This window comes from Pseudomonas sp. NMS19W, from assembly GCF_051554255.1.
Taxonomy (GTDB): Bacteria; Pseudomonadota; Gammaproteobacteria; order Pseudomonadales; family Pseudomonadaceae; genus Aquipseudomonas; species Aquipseudomonas kribbensis.
In genome coordinates this window covers 5,458,721-5,477,644 of record NZ_CP136718.1, presented here as the reverse complement: position 1 = coordinate 5,477,644, position 18,924 = coordinate 5,458,721, and the positions used below count along the sequence as shown (strand labels likewise).

Below are 18,924 nucleotides of genomic sequence, written 5' to 3'. Positions count from 1 at the left end.
TGACGGATTGCTGAACAGCCAACATGCCACTGTTTCCGTGAAGCCACGATGCAGGCAAGATGAAGCTCTGCAAGTCAGAACACAGGAAGCTGATCGTGACCGAAGCGTTTATTGTCGTTCAAACCGCCGAACAAGCCGTGGATCGTCTGGCCGAGCTGCATGAGCGGGCCACCACGGCGCTGAACTCGGCGCTCAAGCGTTATCTCAAGGATCGCGTCGAGCCCGACGCCGAGCAACGTGCCCTGTTCCGTTATCCCGAACTGCGTCTGACCTACCACTGCCAGGGCGAAGTCCCGCAGACCACCCGCGCTTACGCCAAGGTGCAGTTGCCGGGTACCTACAGCGTGACCGTCACCCACCCGGCAGCGTTTCGCAAATACCTGCTGGAGCAGCTCACGCCGCTGATGCACGACTTCACCGTGACCGTCGAAGTCGGGGTCAGCGAGCAGAACATTCCGTACCCGTACGTGGTCGAGCAGGGTGATGAACTGGCCGGCTCCGGTGTCACCGCCGCCGTGCTGGCGCGAGTGTTCCCGAGCACCGACCTGTCCGCCGCCACCGATGGCATCGCCGATGGTCTCTACGACTGGGAAAACACCGATCCGTTGCCGTTGGCACTGTTCGATGCGGCCCGCGTCGACTTCTCGCTGCGTCGTCTGGTGCATTACACCGGCAGCGACTGGCGCCATGTGCAGCCGTGGATTTTGCTGACCAACTACCATCGTTATGTCGACCAGTTCATCGTCCATGGCCTCGAGCAACTGCGCCGCGACCCGCGCTTCGTGCGCATGGTGTTGCCGGGCAACGTGATCATCGAAAAGGGCATGGACCACGGCGAAGCCTCGGCGATTGCGGCCGGTGTGGTCTGGCACCGCTACCAGATGCCGGCCTATCACCTGATCGCCAGCGATGGCCACGGCGTGACCCTGGTGAACATCGGCGTCGGCCCGTCCAACGCCAAGAACATCACCGATCACCTCGCGGTGCTGCGTCCGCATTGCTGGCTGATGATCGGTCACTGCGGCGGCCTGCGTCAGTCGCAGACCATCGGCGACTACGTGCTGGCCCACGCTTATATGCGTCGCGACGGGATTCTCGACCGGGTGGTGCCGCCGAACATTCCGATCCCGGCTCTGGCCGAAGTACAACTGGCGCTGCAGCAAGCGGCGGCCAACATCACCGGCGAGAAGGGCGAAGAGCTGAAGAAGCGCCTGCGCACCGGCACCGTGCTGACCTACGACGACCGCAACTGGGAATTGCGCTGGGCCCAGGAGCGACCGCTGATCAACCTGTCCCGCGCCGTGGCGGTGGACATGGAAAGCGGCACCATCGCCGCCCAGGGTTATCGCCTGCGGGTGCCGTATGGCACGTTGCTGTGTGTTTCGGACAAACCGCTGCACAGTGAAATCAAGCTGCCGGGTTCGGCCAACGCGTTCTACGAGCGCGCGGTCAGCCAGCACTTGAAGATCGGCATCGAAGCGGTGGACCTGCTGCGCACCGAACTCAACTCGCTGCATTCGCGCAAACTGCGCAGCTTCGACGAACCGCCGTTCCGCTAACGGTTTGTCGTGGTCATTTGGCGGTCGGGGCACTAGCATTGTCAGCCCCGACCGTTAGATGTTCTTTTCGCCATGTCCCGTCCCCAACGTCCACCTTCCCGCCGTCCCGGCGCGAAGCCAGTTTCTTCAGCCCCGCGCCGTGTCGCCAAGGCACCGCCGGCCGAGCCGAAGCTGATCCTGTTCAACAAACCGTTCGATGTGCTGACGCAATTCAGCGACGGCGAAGGGCGGGCGACGCTCAAGGATTACATCGACGTTCCGGGCATCTACCCGGCCGGGCGGCTGGATCGTGACAGCGAAGGTTTACTGCTGTTGACCAACGATGGCCAGTTGCAGGCGCGGATCGCCGACCCCAAGCACAAACTGGCGAAAACCTATTGGGTGCAGGTCGAAGGCGTGCCGACGGCCGAGCAGTTGCAGCGCCTGCGTGACGGTGTCGAATTGAATGACGGCATGACCTTGCCCGCCGAAGCGCGACAACTGGATGAGCCTCAGCTGTGGCCGCGCAATCCGCCGGTACGCTTTCGCGCAACCATTCCGACAACCTGGCTGGAACTGGTGATTCGGGAAGGGCGCAACCGCCAGGTGCGGCGGATGACGGCGGCGGTAGGGTTGCCGACGTTGCGGCTGGTGCGGGTCAGGATTGGTGACTGGACGATCGAAGGGCTCGATCAGGGCCAGTGGAAAGAAGTGCCGGCGCGCTTATAAGGCGCCGGATTCGATCAGGCCGATCACCACGCTCTTGATGATGAACGCGGCCACGCCCAGGCCCAGCACGAAGAACAGAATGAACGAGCCAAAGCGCCCGGCCTTGGACTTCTTCGCCAGATCCCAGACGATGAAACCCATGAAAATGATCAGAATGCTGACCAGACCGGTCATCATCCACTCTTCAAATACTGCTGGATCCATCGGGCATCTCCGGCGCTGTGCGGCTGAAAGGGCGGCCGGGAGTATACGCCAGCGGCGAACGACGCAGCATTGACCTGCGTCGGTGTGCCGCAGTCATTCGTCGATCAGCTGCGCAGATGAGTCAGCGGCAATTCAGTGCTGTTGAGCACCTGATTCAACACAAAACTCGAGCGCACGCTGGTCACGCCTTCAATCCGCGTCAGGTGCCCCAGCAGCAGCTTCTGATAATGGTCCATGTCCGGCACCACGACCTTCAGTTGATAGTCGGCATCGACCCCGGTCACCAGGCTGCATTCAAGCACCTGCGGCAAGGTGCGGATCGCCGCTTCGAAGTTCTCGAAACGCTCCGGCGTGTGACGGTCCATGCCGATCAGCACGTAGGCGGTCAGGCTCAGGCCGAGCATCTTGCGATCCAGCAGGGCCACCTGGCGCGAGATGTAGCCGTCGTCCTCCAGTTGCTTGACCCGGCGCGAGCACGGGGAGGGCGACAGACCGATGCGCTCGGCCAGTTCCTGGTTGGAGATGCGGGCGTCGCGCTGCAATTCCGCCAAAATGCTCAGGTCGTAACGGTCGAGTTTGCTCATCAAACGGTCCTTGGTTCTAACTATTGCGGCGGATTATCTATCCAGGGTTAAAAATTGCGCAAGTGGTGTTTAATTGAGCAATCTTCGCAATCATCTGTCGCGGCCTCGGGCCTATCCTTATCACCAGAATCACTGCTCGGTAACACAGTCCACTGCGGCCCGCCCAATCAGGCCCGCCGCGGCCGCCGCCCCCACCGGGGACGTGCCGGCCCCCGAGCTGCACACTGTCCAGAAGACGGCGTGAGGTGAGCCGACGTCAAAAGCGTCGAGCCAGGACGAAGTTCTCTAGAAGGGAGGCCGACGGGTCTCCTTTTTTCTTGCCCGCGATTTGACCTCGTTCGCTCAATAAATAAATGGCGTGACTGATAACCTGTTGCAGAACCCGGTGTGCCCATTCCCGGTCTTAGCTACAAGCCCTACTTAATTACAGGGTCCGGCCCGCAGTGAGGAATTTCATGAAGTCGCGTATCTGGCGTCTGGCCAGTGTAGGTTTGCTGTGTGTAAGTGTCTGTGCGCAGGTGCTGGCCGATGAGCCGCAGAATCGTGGCCCCGAGGGCGGCGGACGCGAGCGGGAGCATCAGGGGCACAACGAAGGCCGTGAAGGCAACAACCAGCCACGTCCACAAAACCGGCCGCAGCAGAATCAGCCGCGGCCGCAGAACAACGAGATCATTCGCGGCGACAACAGCCGCCAGTTCGAGCACAACGGTCAGCAGCACAACAATGGGCAGTGGCAGAACCAGAATCGCCCACCTGTTCAACCTGCGCCGGTTCATCAGCCGCCGCCACCACCGGTCAACAATCTGCCGATCCAGCCGCGCCCCGACACCGTGCGTCAGACCCAGGAACCGCGTCAGGGCTACTACCGCGACGAGCGCCCGCAGAATGGCTACCACCAGAACTGGCAGACCGGCAACCGGCCCGATGACCATCGCTGGCCGGGACGTCCGGACGGGCATGGCAACGGTTGGGGCCCCGGCCCGCAATACCGGCCGGGCCATGTGATCGACCGCTTCCCGGATCGTGACTTCCGCGTGCCGTATCGTGGCCAGGATTATTTCTTCTCCGGCGGCTACTGGTATCGCCCGCAAGGTCCGCGATATGTCGTGGTTCAGCCGCCACGGGGGATCCGTATCCAGTACCTGCCGGATTACGCCCGCGAAGTGTGGATCGGCGGTTCGCTGTTGTTCCTGGCGGCAGGCTCGTATTACGCCTATCAGGAAGCGACCCAGGATTACGTGGTGGTCGAGCCGCCGGTGCAGCAACCGCCGCAACCGACCAACAACGGTTATGACGTGGAAGCCTATCCCGCCAACGGCCAGTCGCCGGAGCAGGTCCAGCAGGACGGCTACCAGTGCTACCAATACGCGGTGCAGCAAAGCGGTTTCGATCCGCGTACCGCGACCTACCAGCCCGCACCCGAAGTGGTGCAGGCCTACCGCCAGGCCCAGGGCAATTGCCTGAGCAGTCGCGGTTATCAGGTCCAATGAGAGCAGTGATTAGCTGCAAGTTTCGAGCTACAAGCTTGAAGCTTGCCGCTCGTTGCTTGTAGCTGCTTTTATCGGGTCGGCGTGCACCAGCACTTCGGCCCGCGGATAGGCAGCGTGGATCGCATCGGCGGCCTTATCGCTGATGCCGTGAGCGACTGACAGCGTCAGCTCCCCCGGCAATTCCAGGTGCAACTGTACGAACCAGTGATTGCCGGAAATTCGCGTGCGCAGATCATGCGCGCCCAAAACGCCCGGCACACCGCAGGCCAGTTCGAGCATGTGCTGACTGACATCCACCGGCAGCTCTTCATCCATCAACACGGAAAAACTCTCCCGGGCGATCTGGATGGCGCTCCAGAGGATGTACACGGCAATCCCCAGACCGAACCACGCATCCAGTTGATGAAAGCCCAGACCCGCCAGGATCAGGGCGATCAGGATGCTGCCATTGAGCAACATGTCCGAACGGTAATGCAGCGAGTCCGCGCGCACGGCGTTGGAGCCGGTCTGCTTGATCACCCGATGCTGCAACATCAACAGCGCCGCCGTCAGCACCAGCGAAAACACGATGACGCCGATGCTGATCCAGGGCGCGCCGAGCGGTTCCGGTTGCTGGATGCGCTCATAAGCCTGGAACGCAATCAGCACCGCACTGCCGCCAATGAACAGCGCCTGCGCCATGCCCGCCAGGGATTCGGCCTTGCCGTGGCCATATCGGTGATCGTCATCCGCCGGGCGCAGCGCGTAGTGCACCGCCAGCAGATTGAGTAACGAAGTGACGCCATCGAGGGCCGAGTCGGTGAGGCCGGCGAGCATGCTCACCGAACCGCTCAGCCACCAGGCGATGGCTTTGGCGATGATCAGCGTACAGGCCACCGCCACCGAGGCGCGGGTCGCCAGCCGCAGCAGGCGGGCGTGTTCGGGGCTGGAGGTCATGGGTGCGTTGATTCCTTATGCGGCAGGTTGCAGGCCGAACATCGCCAGTTGCTGGGTGCTGCCCTTGTGCTGGATCAGGCGCGGGTCGTCCAGCGGCAGGTTGCGGCCCAGTTCTGTTTCGAGAATAGCCTGCAACTTGAGGTTATCGACCTGACCGTCCGGGCCGACGGCTTGCTTGAGCTTGGCCGGATCGACCTGCGCCGTGCGGCCCGGTTCGAAATAGATCGCGCCGGTGGTGAAGTCCACGGCAAACGCGATTACGCCGGGAAGGATATAGAACAGCAGGCCCACGGCATCGAGCACGGCAATCGCCGGGTCGATCTTGCCGTCGATCTGGCCGCGCCGGTCGGGATAGAAAATCGAACCGCACGCGGTGATCTGAGTGAGCAGCGTGGCAACCAGTACACCGCCGATCAGGCGAAAAGGTAAGCGCATGGGAATCTCCTGAGTCATCTGTTAACGAAGCGTCATCGTGTGAAGTTAAGACCCTGACGAACGCCTGGCAGTTCGCCGTTATACTCGCGGCTCTGCTTTGGAGCCAGTATGAATTCGTTGCCGATCGATGAAGTTTTACCCGCCCTGCGTGAAGCCCTCGCGACACGCCACGAAGCCGTGCTCGAAGCACCGCCCGGCGCCGGTAAAACCACCCGCGTGCCCTTGGCCCTGCTCAATGAAGCGTGGCTGAACGGGCAGACCATTCTCATGCTCGAACCTCGTCGGCTGGCGGCGCGCGCAGCGGCCGATCGGCTGGCCAGCGAGCTGGGCGAGAAGGTCGGTGAAACCGTCGGTTATCGCATCCGCCTCGACAGCAAGGTCGGCCCCAATACACGCATCGAGGTGGTCACCGAAGGCATCCTCACCCGGCGTCTGCAGGACGACCCGGCGCTGGAAGGCGTGGGCCTGCTGATCTTCGACGAATTTCACGAACGCAGCCTCGACGCCGATCTGGCGCTGGCCCTCAGTCTGAACGGTCGCGAACTGTTTCGAGCTGAACAACCGCTGAAGATTCTGCTGATGTCCGCCACCCTCGAAGGCGAACGCCTGGCCGGTTTGCTCGACGATGCGCCGATCCTGCGCAGCGAGGGCCGGATGTTCCCGGTGACGATGCGCTGGGGCCGGCCGTTCCAGCCCGGCGAATACATCGATCAACGCGTCACGCAAACGGTGCTCGAAGCCCTGCACGATGAGACTGGCAGCCTGTTGGTGTTCCTGCCGGGGCAAGCGGAAATCCGCCGTGTGCATCAGCAACTGTCGGACGCCATCGGTGAGCGCAGCGACGTGTTGCTCTGCCCGTTGCACGGCGAACTCGACCTGAACGCCCAACGCGCTGCCATCGATCCGGCCCCGGCCGGCCAGCGCAAAGTGGTGCTGGCCACCAACATCGCCGAGACCAGCCTGACCATCAACGGTGTGCGCGTGGTGATCGACGCCGGGCTGGCGCGGGTGCCGCGTTTCGATCCGGGCAGCGGCATGACCCGCCTCGACACTCAACGGATCTCCAAGGCCAGCGCCACCCAGCGCGCGGGCCGTGCCGGGCGTCTCAAACCGGGCGTGTGTTATCGCCTGTGGTCGCAGGATCAGCACGAACAACTCGCGGCTTATGGCAGTGCGGAAATTCTCTCGGCGGATCTTGCGGGCCTGGCCTTGCAACTCGGGCGCTGGGGCGTGGCGCCGAGTGATCTGATCTGGCTGGACGTGCCGCCAGCGGCCGCTTATGCACAGGCTCAGGATCTGTTGCAACGCCTCGGTGCGCTGGACGGTGAAACCCTCAATCGCCACGGTCAGGCCATGGCCGAACTGCCGGCCCATCCGCGCATCGCTCATTTGCTGTTGCGCGGTCAGGCGCTGGGGCTGGCGAGCATGGCGTGCGATGTCGCCGCACTGCTCGGCGAGCGGGATATTTTGCGCGGCGCCGGGGCGGATCTGCACAGTCGTCTGGTGCTGCTGTCCGGCGAAGAACGCGCGGCCCGGGGTGCTCAAGGCGGCGTGCAGCGCGCCCGGCAACTGGCGCGGCAATATCGCGGCTACCTGCGCGGGCAACCGAGCCAACCGGTCAGCGATCCCGATCACCCGCGCTGGCTCGGCGCTCTGCTGGCACTGGCCTACCCGGACCGCGTCGCCCAGCAGCGGCGTGCCGGTGGTGCCGAATATCGTCTGGCCAATGGCCGTGCGGCGCTGTTCGCCGAAGCCGACAGCCTGATGAAGGAACCATGGATCGTCATCGCCGACCTCGGCAGCCGTCAGGGCCAGCGCGAGGAACGGATTTATCTGGCGGCGGATTTCGATCCGACGCTGTTCGACTCAGTGCTGGCCGAGCAGGTGCACGCCGTCGATCAACTGGACTGGGACGAGCGCGAAGGCGTGCTGCGGGCCGAGCGTCAGCGCAAGGTCGGCGAGCTGATCCTCAGCCGCGAACCGCTGACCGGTCTCGACGAAAACGCCCGCAGTCAGGCACTGGTCAATCTGGTGCGACGCAAGGGACTTGAGCTGCTGCCGTGGACCCCGGAATTGCGTCAATGGCAGGCGCGAGTCGCGTTGTTGCGTCAGCTCGATCTGGACGCCAAGGGCGACAGCCAATGGCCGGATGTTAGCGACGCCACGCTGCTGAAAACCCTCGAAGACTGGCTGATGCCGTACTTGGGCAAGGTCTCGCGACTCAGCCATTTCGCCAACCTCGACCTGTCGAGCATCGTCCGTAATCTGCTGCCGTGGCCACTGCCGCAGCAGCTCGACGAACAGGCACCGCACCACCTGAGCGTGCCGTCGGGCTCGTCAATTCGCCTCGACTACAGTGAGCAGCCACCGATTCTTGCCGTGCGCTTGCAGGAGCTGTTCGGCCTCGCCGACACACCGCGCATCGCCGGCGGCCGGCAAGTGGTCAAACTGCATCTGCTGTCGCCCGCACGGCGGCCGGTGCAGGTGACGCAGGATCTTGCCAACTTCTGGCGCAGCACCTATGCCGAGGTGAAGAAAGATCTGAAGGGGCGGTATCCGAAGCATTACTGGCCGGATGATCCGCTGGTGGCTGAGGCTACTGCACGGGCCAAACCGCGCGGTACGTGAGTATCAGTGACTGGCCTTCGCCGTCAGCTGCTCCCGACAATAATCGGCAAACAACTGCGCCGGTTTGGTCAGTTGCCCGCGTTTGAGCCACGCCGCCACCAGGCCTGAGCCGGTAACGTCTTCGACGATGTCCACGCACACGACTTTCTTGCCGTCGTAGGTGCATTCCGAATGCGGGCGGGTGACCAGGATCGAGAAGCCGAAGCCCTGGCCGACCATGCCGCGCACCATTTCGATCGACGGCGAGCTGAACTCGATGCGCGGCGACAGGCCGAGTTCTTCGAACAGGCTGACGAAGTAGGTGCGGCTCGGTTGTACGTCGAGCAGGATCATCGGTTCCAGGCACAAGTCCCGCAGCGAAACCTGCTTGAGCTGGGCGAAGCGGTGGTCCGCCGGCAGCAGGGCGTAAGGCCGTTGGGCCGGCATCAAGGGTTCGGTTTCGATGGTGGCGTCGAGGTCGTGCTTGTACAGGATTGCCAGGTCGAAGGTGCCCGAGGTCAGGCCTTGCACCAGTTCCTGCTGTTCGCCGTCGCGGATGCGGATCTTCACCCCCGGATACAGCGCCGAGAAACCTGCGATCAACTGCGGCAGATACAGCGGCGCGACGGTTTCAAAACAGCCGATATCGATCTGCCCGGCCACCACGTCGTTGTCGGCGAGGGCGTTCTGTTCGAACTCCTTGGCCATGCGCAGCAGTTCCTGCGCCTTGCGGAAGAACCGCGCACCGCTGGGCGTCAGCGACACGCCCTGGGCGTGATGGCGGATCAGCAGTTGCACGCCGAAGCTGTCTTCCAGCCCCTTGATCGCCGTGGAGATCGCCGGTTGCGCGATGTACAGCTTGCGCGAGGCTTCGGCGACGCTGCCGCATTCGACGGTGGTGATGAAGTATTTCAACTGACGCAGGTTGTAAGCGGCCACGGTGAACCTCAAAACGAACGGATTTCACATCCAAGCAATTTGTACGCCGCCGGCCTCCGTTCTGTCGGCGGTTTTTTTGTCCCTGAACAATAGCCCCATACGCGCGCGAGGGGGCCACCGGCTGGTTACCTTTTTTATTGTCTGCGAAGACATTTTTACTGGTTTTGGCTCGCGCCAGCCTGAGCGACTATCGACTGCAGCCGTTTATAAAAGAATAAAAGTCCAAGGAGCATCCACCGTGTTCGAACTTGCAGACTGGCAGCGCAAGGCCGCTGAATTGAGCTATCCGTACCAGGCCGTGATCGACGGCAAGCTGCGTGCGGCGCAGTCAGGGCAGACCTTTGCCGCGATCAACCCGGCCACCGGCCAACTGCTGGCAAACGTCGCCGCGTGCGGTGAAGAAGATGTCGACGCGGCGGTGCAGAATGCGCGGCAGGTGTTCGAAGCCGGCACCTGGGCCGGGCGTTCGCCCACCGAGCGCAAGCAAGTGCTGTTGCGTCTGGCGGATCTGATTCTGGCCAATCGCGAAGAACTGGCGCTGCTCGATTCGCTGAACATGGGCAAACCGGTGATGGATGCTTACAACATCGACGTGCCGGGCGCCGCCGGGGTGTTCCGCTGGTACGCCGAAAGCCTCGACAAACTCTACGATCAGGTCGCGCCAAGCGCATCGAACGTACTGGCAACCATCACCCGCGAAGCGTTGGGGGTGGTCGCTGCGGTGGTGCCTTGAACTTCCCGCTGGACATGGCCGCGTGGAAACTCGCTCCGGCGCTGGCGGCGGGCAACTCGGTGATCCTCAAACCCGCCGAGCAATCTCCTTTTTCCGCATTGCGTCTGGCCGAACTGGCGCTTGAAGCCGGGTTGCCGGCCGGCGTGCTGAACGTGCTGCCGGGGCTTGGCGAGCAGGCCGGTAAAGCCTTGGGCCTGCACCCGGATGTCGATTGTCTGGTGTTCACCGGCTCGACCCAGGTCGGCAAATATTTCATGCAGTACTCCGCGCAGTCGAACCTCAAGCAGGTGTGGCTGGAGTGCGGCGGCAAGAGCGCCAATCTGGTGTTCGCCGACTGTAAGGATCTGGATCTGGCGGCGCAGAAAGCCGCGTTCGGGATCTTCTTCAATCAGGGCGAAGTCTGCTCGGCCAACTCGCGGTTGCTGGTGGAGCGCTCGATTCATGACGAGTTCGTCGAACGTCTGAAGGCTCAGGCCGAACGCTGGCAGCCGGGCGATCCGCTGGACCCGGCAAGTGCGGCGGGGGCGATTGTCGACATCCGTCAGACCGAAAGCGTCCTGCGCTTCATCCATCAGGCCGAACGCGAAGGCGCGACCCGCGTCTGCGGCGGGCGGCAACTGAGTTTCAACGGTTCGGACAACTTCGTTCAGCCGACGATTTTCACCGACGTGCAGCCGCACATGTCCCTGTTTCGCGAAGAAGTCTTCGGCCCGGTGCTGGCGGTGATTCCGTTCGATGACGAGGCCCACGCCTTGCAACTGGCCAACGACAGCGTCTACGGTCTGGCGGCGTCGCTGTGGACCGATGATTTGCACCGCGCCCATCGGGTGGCGCGGCAATTGCGAGCCGGTACGGTGTCGGTCAACAGCGTCGATGCACTGGACGTGACCGTGCCGTTCGGCGGCGGCAAGCAATCCGGTTTCGGCCGCGATCTGTCGCTGCACTCGTTCGACAAATACACCCAGTTGAAAACCACCTGGTTTCAACTGCGCTCATGACAGCCGCTCACAACAAGAAAGGAGATCCGGCGATGACCACCTCACGTGAAACCCGCGACTACCAGGCCGCCGATGCAGCGCACCACATTCATGCGTTCGTCGACCAGAAGGCCCTCAACGACGAAGGCCCACGGGTGATGGTGCGCGGCGAACGCCTGCACTTGTGGGACAACGACGGCCGGCGCTACCTCGACGGCATGTCCGGGCTGTGGTGCACCAACCTCGGTTACGGGCGCAAGGACTTGAACGCGGCGGCGAGCCGGCAACTGGAGCAGTTGCCGTACTACAACATGTTTTTCCACACCACCCACCCGCAGGTGATCGAGCTCTCCGAGCTGCTGTTCAGCCTGCTGCCGGGGCACTACAGCCACGCGATCTACACCAACTCCGGCTCCGAGGCCAACGAGGTGCTGATCCGGACCGTGCGCCGTTACTGGCAGGTGCTGGGCAAGCCCGAGAAGAAGATCATGATCGGCCGCTGGAACGGTTACCACGGTTCGACCCTGGCGGCGACGGCCCTCGGCGGCATGAAATTCATGCACGAAATGGGCGGGATGATTCCCGACATTGCGCACATCGACGAGCCGTACTTCTTCGCCCACGAAGGCAACCTGACCCCAGCGGAATTCGGCCTGCGGGCGGCGCAGCAACTGGAAGCGAAGATCCTCGAACTGGGCGCGGACAAGGTCGCCGGCTTCATCGCCGAACCGTTCCAGGGCGCGGGCGGAATGATCTTCCCGCCGGAAAGCTACTGGCCGGAAATCCAGCGCATCTGCCGCAAGTACGACGTGCTGTTGTGCGCCGATGAAGTGATCGGCGGCTTCGGTCGCACCGGCGAATGGTTCGCCCACGAATACTTCGGTTTCGAGCCGGACACCCTGTCCATCGCCAAGGGTTTGACCTCCGGATATATCCCGATGGGCGGCCTGATCCTGTCGAAGAAAATGGCTGACGTGCTGGTGGAGCAGGGCGGTGTGTTCGCTCACGGCCTGACTTATTCCGGGCACCCGGTGGCGGCGGCGGTGGCGATTGCCAACCTCAAGGCCCTGCGCGATGAAGGTGTGGTGACGCGGGTCAAGGACGACATCGGCCCTTACCTGCAACAGTGCCTGCGCGAGGTGTTCGGCAATCACCCACTGGTGGGCGATATCCAGGGCACGGGCATGGTCGCGGCGTTGCAACTGGCTGAAGACAAGGCCACCCGCAAGCGCTTTGCCAATGAGAACGACATGGCCTGGCGCTGCCGCACGATCGGGTTTGAAGAGGGGGTGATCATTCGCTCGACCCTGGGGCGGATGATCATGGCGCCGGCGTTGATTGCCAGTCGTGAAGAGATTGACGAGCTGGTGGGCAAGACCCTGAAAGCGGTGGATCGTACGGCGCAGGAATACGGCCGGCTCTGATCTGAAACCTGCGTGAACCTTTAACAATCGCAGCCTTCGGCTGCGATTTTTTTTGGCTTTGCACCCACCTCGGGCACCGCCGCTCGACGCGCCCTTTCGCGGTGCGCACTACCCAGTTTTTTCATCGTTCGCGTCTAACTATTTCCTCGTTTTCCTGACGCCGGGCCTGGGTCAACATCGATTTCGCCAGCCAAGGCATTGCCCGCCAGAGTCCGACAGAGACCGCAGCGTGCAATCGCGAGACCCCGGCTGGCCGTACTGCCCATGACAACTAAATCAACAGCGTTGGGAGTGCTCCATGAACAAGTCCTTGTTTACCCGTCTTGCTTGTCCTCTGGCGATTTCCGCCCTTTCAGTCACCGCCGTCCAGGCCGGCACCTTGTCGATCGGCCACACCACGTGGGTCGGTTACGGCACCCTGTATCTGGCCCAGGATCTGGGCTACTTCAAGGAAAACGGCCTGACCGTCGAATTGCCGGTGGTCGAAGAAGCCTCGATGTACATGGCCGCCCAGGCGTCCGGGCAATTGTCCGGCTCGGCCTCGACCATCGACGAAGTGCTCAAGTACCGCCCGCAGTTCTGCTTCAAGGCCGTGGCCGCGCTGGATGACAGCCATGGCGGCGACGGCGTGCTGGTCGGTAAAAACGTCAAGAGTCTGCAAGAACTCAAGGGCCAGGCCGTGGCCGTCAACGAAGGGTCGACCTCGCAGTTCTGGCTGTCGTACCTGCTGAAAAAGAACGGCATGCGCATGAGTGACATCACCGTGCAGAACATGACCGCCGACGATGCCGCCACCGCGTTCATCGCCGGTCGTGTGCCGGCCGCCGTGACCTGGGAGCCGCATCTGTCGATGGTGCGCGACAAGCAACAGGGCAAGGTGCTGATCGACAGCAGCAGTACGCCGGGCGTGATCGTCGATGTGGTGGCGCTCAACTGCACGGTGATCGAGAAGCAGCCGGAAGACGTCAAGGCGCTGGTCGCCGGCCTCTACAAAGCCGTGCAGTACACCAAGGACCATCCACAGAAAGCCTACGAAATCATGGCCAAGGGCGTCGGCGGTTACCTGTCCGATCCGAAGGAACTGGCCGCCGCCGCGCAAGGCGTGCGTTTCTACGATCAGGCCATGAGCGAGAAGCTGCTGGGCAAACCGGGCGTGCCGGGTGACAGCGAGCCGCTGATCAAACTGGCCAACGAAACCGCCAGCGAATTGCAGGGCAAGCCCTACAACGTCAGCAACGACGATCTGGTGGATAACCGTTTCGTCAGCCCGCTCTAGGAGACTGGTCATGTTCAAACGCAATTCATGGCTGAGCCGCTGCATCACGCCGAAAACCGGATTGCCGGTGCCGGTGGTGTGGAGCGCCAGCGGTCTGGCCTGGGTGTTGCTGGTCGGCCTGTGGGCCGGGTTGTCCTACGGCGGCATCGTGCCGGGGATGTTCCTGCCGACCCCCGGTGCGGTGGTCGAAGCCGCCCTGCGTCTGAGCCGCGACGGCACCCTTGGCCAGCATGTCTGGGCCAGTGTCGAAGTGGTGATGGTCGGTTTCATTGTGTCGTCGCTGGTGGCGGTGCCGCTGGGTTTGCTGATGGGCAGCTTCCGCATCGTCCAGGCGTTCCTCGAACCGATGGTGAATTTCATCCGCTACCTGCCGGTGACCTCGTTCGTGCCTCTGTTCATCCTCTGGATCGGCATCGGTCTGGAGCAGCGGGTCTCGGTGATCATTTTCGGCGTGTTCTTCCAGCAACTGGTGATGGTCGCGGACGTGTCCAAAGGCATTTCCAAGGACTTGATCAACGCCTCCTACACCCTCGGTTCCAACCGGCGTGACGCGGTGCTGCATGTGATCGCCCCGGCGTCGCTGCCCGGCGTACTCGACACCCTGCGGGTGACCATGGGCTGGGCCTGGACCTACCTGGTGGTGGCCGAACTGGTCGCCGCTTCCAGTGGCCTCGGTTACTTGAGCCTCAAGGCCATGCGCGGCTTTCAAGTCGACGTGATTTTTCTCGCCATCGCGATCATCGGCCTGCTCGGCCTGGTCACCGATCAACTGTTCCGCTTCTTGCGTTTGAGGATTGCCGCATGGGCTCAGTAACCGCTGCCAACCGTCGTTTCATCGAGCCGGTCGCCGCACCGGCACACGCCGCGCCAAGGCTGCAGGTGGACAAGGTCAGCCTGCGTTACACCAAGCCCGGCGGCGGTACGTTCACCGCGCTGGAAGAAGTGTCGTTCGAAGTGCCGGACCAGCAATTCGCGGTGCTGGTCGGGCCGTCGGGCTGCGGCAAGTCGAGCCTGCTGTACCTCACCGCCGGCCTGGCCGAGCCGACGTCCGGCGAGATTTACGTCGGCGGCCAGCAAGTGCAGGGCCCCGGCGCGGATCGCGGGATGGTGTTCCAGAGCTACACGCTGTTCCCGTGGCTGACGGTGCGGCAGAACGTCGAGTTCGGCCTCAAGCGCCGGGGCATGCCGGCGGCCAAGCGCAAGGAAATCGTCGATCACTACGTGCACGAGGTGGGCTTGTCAGGATTTGCCGACAACTACGCCAAGCAGTTGTCCGGCGGCATGATGCAGCGAGTGGCGATTGCCCGGGCCCTGGCCAACGATCCGCAGATCCTGCTGATGGACGAACCCTTCGGCGCCCTCGACAGCCAGACCCGTCTGCAAATGCAGCAGCTGTTGCTGCGGGTGTGGGGCAACAGCAAGAAAACCGTGCTGTTCGTCACTCACGATATCGACGAAGCGATTCTGCTCGGCGACCGGGTGTACGTAATGGGCGCGCGGCCGGGACGAATCAAGCAGATTCTCGATGTGCCGATCGAACGCCCACGCACCCTGGACATGGTGATGGAACGCTCGTTTATCGAAATGAAGCGGCAGATCTTCGGGCTGTTGCACGACGATCTTGAAGAGGCTCACTGAGATCAGTTGGGTGGCAGGAGGAACTTCGCAATCACCGGCAGATGATCGGAGATGCGCAACGTATCGTCCTGCCGCACCGTGGCTTCGACCCGTTTGATCTTCGGGCTGTAGAACAGGTAATCGACCGTGCGGTCCGGGCCGTTGAGGCCGGGGTCGTTGGGGTAGTGGGTCAGCCACTTGGCGCGGTCGATGCCGCTGGCTTCGTTGTTGGTCGGGATCATCGGGTACTTGTCCCACAACAGGTGCAGCGCACTGTCCACGGAGTAGGGCGTGCGCTGTTCGACCGGCAGGCGCCGGTACTGGCCGAGCGGCAGCAGGTTGAAGTCGCCCCCGATCAGCCACGGCGTGCCGTGGCTTTCGTGTTTGTCGAGCACCTTGGCCACCGCCGTCACCTGCGCCTGCAAGGTTTCGTCCGGCTGCATGGCGCGATCCAGATGGGTGTTGAACACCACCAGTTGCCCGCCATCGCTGAACGGCAGGGTGGTGGCGAGCAGGGCGTTTTTCGGCTGGAACTGGCGGCTGATGATATTCAGCGGCTGCACCGGCAATTGCAGGCGTTCGGCGTGCTCGATACGGAAGCGGCTGAGGGTCGCGAGTTGCCGGCCGACGCTGCCGAAGATATGCGGATCCGGGACGAAATCGGCCTTCCAGTCGAAGGCGTGGGCGCTGCACGGGTAGAGGTCGGTGAGGCGTTCCTGCAACAGCTTGAGCTGGTTCTGATAGTCGCTGGCCTTGGCGCCGTCATCCAGTTCCTGGATCAGCACCACATCGGGCTGCTCGTCGCGGATTACCCGGGCCACTTCGTCGAGGCTGAAGGCCATGTCTTCCGGGGTCGGGGCTTCGTCGTCGCCTTGCGCCAGGTCATTCCAGAACACATAACGCTTGCCGGCCAGGTATTGCACGTTCCAGGTCATGACCTTCAGCGCCTGGCCGGGCACCAGCGTCGGCGGCTGCCCGGTGCAACTGACCGGCAGGGTCTCCCGGGCGTCGGGGCGCCAGGTCAGGCTGAAAATCATCACGCCGATCAGGGCGACGGCCAGCAGCACGCAGATCAGGATGTAGCGCAGTAGACGGGTCATGGCTCGGCTTATAGCGATACGGAAGTGGTCCCGAGCATATACGAGACCCCCGCATCACCCAAGCGCAGAGCGGTCAGACTATTCCGTCACGTTTGTCGGGCAATTCGCTTATCAACATGAACAGGCGGAACAGCACCACGCTGGTGAACAGCTGCAGGAAGCTGTGGCCACTGTCGATCAATATGGCGATCAACGGATTCTGCGGATCAGGGTAGACCTGCAGGGTCAGACCCTTGAGCAGCCACAACGGCCCCATCACACAGAGGATGCACACCAGAATCCGCAGGAAATGCCCACGGCTCAGGCGCAGGCTTTCCTTCATGGCCTGCAACGGGCCGTAGCCGCGCAGCACCAGCAGATATTCACCGAAGGCCAGAGTGACCATCAGCCACAGGCCTGGCAGGAAATACAGGGACAGACCGAGCAGAATCAACAACGTGTTCAGCGCAGTGAGCACGGCAAAACGCGGCCACAGGCGCGCCGCCATCGCCAGCAGATCGAGGGTTTGCGGGGATTCGCCACGGGTGCGGGCGTCGAGAAACAGGATCAGGGCGGCGGTGTACAGCGGGTAGACCAGCAGGCCGACGATCACGCTGATGGCCGAATAACCGTCCGGGTCGCTGGCGTGATCCACCACCTGTTGCAACGCGGCTTCGAAGATCACCAGCGGCAGGCACAGCTGGACGATCCGCGCCAGATTGCGTTTAAAGAAATACAGCGAGTCACGCAGCACATCGAAGGCATTCATCAGTCGGTATCGCAGGTCAAAAACAGTGGCTCACTTTAACCGATGATGTGCTGCGGGGCGCAAACGTAAACGTTCGGTAAAGACCATTGAAACATTCTGTCACTGCCTCCATTACGTAGGTGCGCCTCATCCACTGTGGACGAGGGCAACGTTATCCCCGGCAATCTACGAGGTCGCCATGAACAGCGAAGAGCAAACCCTGATCGATGGACTGTTTTCCCGGCTGCAACAGGCCGAAACGGAGGCAGCCCCGCGTGACGCCCTGGCTGAAGCGCGGATCAAGGAACACCTGACGCGCCAGCCGGCCGCAGGCTATTTCATGACCCAGGCGATTCTGGTGCAGGAGGCCGCGATCAAGAGCCTCGACGAACAGAACAAACAACTGACTCAACAGGTCCAGCAACTGCAGGCCGAACTGCAATCGGCCAAGGCGCAAACCGCAGCCCCGGCGTCGAGCGGCGGCGGTTTCCTGTCGAGCATCTTCGGTGGCAGCAGCCCGCGTCCGGCGCCGGCCCAGAGCGCCCCGGCGTCCACCGGCGGCTGGCGTGAACCGGCTCCGCAGCAGAACTTCGGTGCACCCGCGCCACAACAGAACTTCGGCGCGCCACCACCGGGTTATGGCCAGCAACCAGCAGCCCCAGCGGCGGGCAGCAGCTTCCTCGGTGGCGCCCTGAAAACCGCAGCCGGTGTGGCCGGTGGCGTGATGCTGGCACAAGGCATCAGCAGCCTGTTCCATCAAAACCAGCAGCCGCAGGAAATCGTTGAGGTGATCAAGGAAGAGCCGGCCCAGGTCAACGATCAGGGCAACAACGGTTGGGGCGATGACCAGCGCATGGCCAACAACGATTCCTGGGGCAACAACCAGGGTGGCTTCAGCGACACCGACTACAGCGATGACAACTCATCGTTCTTCGATGACGACGATTCCTTCGTCTGATTCACCATTCGTCCGGGGCGCCTGAGCGCCCCGGGCCGATTATTCGCGGAACCTTCCTTCGGGCTGGCATACTGAGCGCCTTTTTCGGGCCTGGTGCCTGATCCGGCTCATGCGCGTCAGCGCTCACAGGAACTCCGGTGAAAAAAATCGCAGTGTTCGCCGATGTGCAGAACCTCTACTACACCGTCCGCCAGGCCTACGGTTGCCACTTCAACTACGCGGCACTGTGGGCGGATGTCAGCCAGCACGGGCAGATCGTCGAGGCCTACGCCTACGCCATCGACCGGGGTGACAGCAAACAGCAGCAGTTCCAGCAGATCCTGCGCAACCTCGGTTTCACCGTGAAACTCAAACCCTACATCCAGCGCAGCGATGGCTCGGCCAAGGGCGACTGGGACGTGGGCATCACCCTCGACATCATGGACGCCGCCGACCACGTCGACGAAATCGTCCTGGCCTCCGGTGATGGCGACTTCGACATGCTGCTCGAACGCATCATCAACAAACACGGCGTGCAAGCAGTGGCCTACGGCGTTCCCGGCCTGACCGCCAACTCGCTGATCCGCGCCGCCAGCCGTTATGTGCCGATCGAAGGCGCACTGCTGTTGAAAAACTGAGCGTTGCTCAAGAATTGATTTGAACGGAGTTGA

Annotated in this window: 17 protein-coding genes and 1 pseudogene; 11 read left to right on the top strand and 7 right to left on the bottom strand. The window is 62.6% G+C overall.

Annotated elements, in window-relative coordinates:
* Nucleotides 1-59 precede the first annotated feature (59 nt).
* Together amn and R1A29_RS25105 are read left to right on the top strand one after the other, a co-directional pair.
* Nucleotides 60-1,559 (top strand): AMP nucleosidase, encoded by a 1,500-nt coding sequence (gene amn, locus R1A29_RS25110; RefSeq protein WP_162130486.1) that lies wholly within the window; start codon nucleotides 60-62, stop codon nucleotides 1,557-1,559.
* 72 nt (nucleotides 1,560-1,631) lie between these two features.
* Nucleotides 1,632-2,267 carry a pseudouridine synthase gene (locus tag R1A29_RS25105; RefSeq protein ID WP_438299869.1) on the top strand — a complete coding sequence of 212 codons (636 nt, stop codon included), beginning with the start codon at nucleotides 1,632-1,634 and terminating at the stop codon, nucleotides 2,265-2,267.
* Here R1A29_RS25105 and R1A29_RS25100 read toward each other — a convergent pair.
* Both R1A29_RS25100 and R1A29_RS25095 read right to left on the bottom strand, forming a co-directional pair.
* Complete coding sequence (locus R1A29_RS25100; protein WP_003228500.1) at nucleotides 2,262-2,471, bottom strand: DUF2788 domain-containing protein; 210 nt, start codon at nucleotides 2,469-2,471, stop codon at nucleotides 2,262-2,264. The two genes, R1A29_RS25105 and R1A29_RS25100, sit on opposite strands and share 6 nt — an antisense overlap.
* A gap of 104 nt (nucleotides 2,472-2,575) precedes the next feature.
* Nucleotides 2,576-3,055 carry an Lrp/AsnC family transcriptional regulator gene (locus R1A29_RS25095; protein ID WP_007909658.1) on the bottom strand — a complete coding sequence of 160 codons (480 nt, stop codon included), beginning with the start codon at nucleotides 3,053-3,055 and terminating at the stop codon, nucleotides 2,576-2,578.
* A 455-nt stretch (nucleotides 3,056-3,510) separates the two neighbouring features.
* On the opposite strand from R1A29_RS25095, the gene R1A29_RS25090 reads away from it, so the two are divergent.
* Nucleotides 3,511-4,545: a DUF6515 family protein gene (locus R1A29_RS25090; RefSeq protein WP_438299867.1), complete on the top strand. Its 1,035-nt coding sequence runs from the start codon at nucleotides 3,511-3,513 to the stop codon at nucleotides 4,543-4,545.
* 27 nt (nucleotides 4,546-4,572) lie between these two features.
* Here R1A29_RS25090 and R1A29_RS25085 read toward each other — a convergent pair whose 3' ends face one another.
* On the bottom strand, nucleotides 4,573-5,481 hold the full coding sequence (locus R1A29_RS25085) for a cation diffusion facilitator family transporter (protein ID WP_438299866.1): 909 nt from the start codon (nucleotides 5,479-5,481) through the stop codon (nucleotides 4,573-4,575).
* Between the two features lie 15 nt (nucleotides 5,482-5,496).
* Nucleotides 5,497-5,916 carry a polyribonucleotide nucleotidyltransferase gene (locus R1A29_RS25080; RefSeq protein WP_114885714.1) on the bottom strand — a complete coding sequence of 140 codons (420 nt, stop codon included), beginning with the start codon at nucleotides 5,914-5,916 and terminating at the stop codon, nucleotides 5,497-5,499.
* Nucleotides 5,917-6,024: 108 nt separating this feature from the next.
* Here R1A29_RS25080 and hrpB point away from each other — a divergent pair, with 108 nt between their 5' ends.
* Nucleotides 6,025-8,544, top strand: coding sequence for an ATP-dependent helicase HrpB (gene hrpB, locus R1A29_RS25075; RefSeq protein WP_438299865.1), 2,520 nt, complete (start codon nucleotides 6,025-6,027; stop codon nucleotides 8,542-8,544).
* A gap of 3 nt (nucleotides 8,545-8,547) precedes the next feature.
* Here the strand turns inward: hrpB and R1A29_RS25070 are convergent, their stop codons facing one another.
* A complete protein-coding gene (locus R1A29_RS25070; protein WP_085732924.1) occupies nucleotides 8,548-9,462 on the bottom strand; it encodes a LysR family transcriptional regulator in 915 nt (304 codons plus the stop codon).
* Between the two features lie 238 nt (nucleotides 9,463-9,700).
* Here R1A29_RS25070 and R1A29_RS25065 point away from each other — a divergent pair.
* The 5 genes and pseudogenes from R1A29_RS25065 (at nucleotide 9,701) to R1A29_RS25045 (ending at nucleotide 15,510) form a co-directional block, all read left to right on the top strand.
* A pseudogene (locus tag R1A29_RS25065) lies at nucleotides 9,701-11,193 on the top strand (aldehyde dehydrogenase).
* Between the two features lie 32 nt (nucleotides 11,194-11,225).
* Nucleotides 11,226-12,596 (top strand): aspartate aminotransferase family protein, encoded by a 1,371-nt coding sequence (locus R1A29_RS25060; protein WP_114885707.1) that lies wholly within the window; start codon nucleotides 11,226-11,228, stop codon nucleotides 12,594-12,596.
* 298 nt (nucleotides 12,597-12,894) lie between these two features.
* Nucleotides 12,895-13,872, top strand: a complete 978-nt coding sequence (locus tag R1A29_RS25055) for an ABC transporter substrate-binding protein (RefSeq protein ID WP_438299864.1) — start codon at nucleotides 12,895-12,897, stop codon at nucleotides 13,870-13,872.
* A gap of 10 nt (nucleotides 13,873-13,882) precedes the next feature.
* On the top strand, nucleotides 13,883-14,686 hold the full coding sequence (locus R1A29_RS25050) for an ABC transporter permease (RefSeq protein ID WP_065259616.1): 804 nt from the start codon (nucleotides 13,883-13,885) through the stop codon (nucleotides 14,684-14,686).
* Nucleotides 14,674-15,510: an ABC transporter ATP-binding protein gene (locus R1A29_RS25045; RefSeq protein ID WP_248740490.1), complete on the top strand. Its 837-nt coding sequence runs from the start codon at nucleotides 14,674-14,676 to the stop codon at nucleotides 15,508-15,510. Before R1A29_RS25050 ends, R1A29_RS25045 begins: the two co-directional genes overlap by 13 nt.
* A gap of 2 nt (nucleotides 15,511-15,512) precedes the next feature.
* Here R1A29_RS25045 and R1A29_RS25040 read toward each other — a convergent pair whose 3' ends face one another.
* Nucleotides 15,513-16,589, bottom strand: a complete 1,077-nt coding sequence (locus R1A29_RS25040; RefSeq protein ID WP_438299863.1) for an endonuclease/exonuclease/phosphatase family protein — start codon at nucleotides 16,587-16,589, stop codon at nucleotides 15,513-15,515.
* A 73-nt stretch (nucleotides 16,590-16,662) separates the two neighbouring features.
* Nucleotides 16,663-17,337: a YciC family protein gene (locus tag R1A29_RS25035; RefSeq protein WP_085733022.1), complete on the bottom strand. Its 675-nt coding sequence runs from the start codon at nucleotides 17,335-17,337 to the stop codon at nucleotides 16,663-16,665.
* A 178-nt stretch (nucleotides 17,338-17,515) separates the two neighbouring features.
* On the opposite strand from R1A29_RS25035, the gene R1A29_RS25030 reads away from it, so the two are divergent.
* Together R1A29_RS25030 and R1A29_RS25025 are read left to right on the top strand one after the other, a co-directional pair.
* On the top strand, nucleotides 17,516-18,274 hold the full coding sequence (locus R1A29_RS25030) for a DUF2076 domain-containing protein (protein WP_438299861.1): 759 nt from the start codon (nucleotides 17,516-17,518) through the stop codon (nucleotides 18,272-18,274).
* Nucleotides 18,275-18,411: 137 nt separating this feature from the next.
* Complete coding sequence (locus R1A29_RS25025) at nucleotides 18,412-18,891, top strand: NYN domain-containing protein (RefSeq protein WP_007958730.1); 480 nt, start codon at nucleotides 18,412-18,414, stop codon at nucleotides 18,889-18,891.
* The last annotated feature ends 33 nt before the right edge of the window (nucleotides 18,892-18,924 follow it).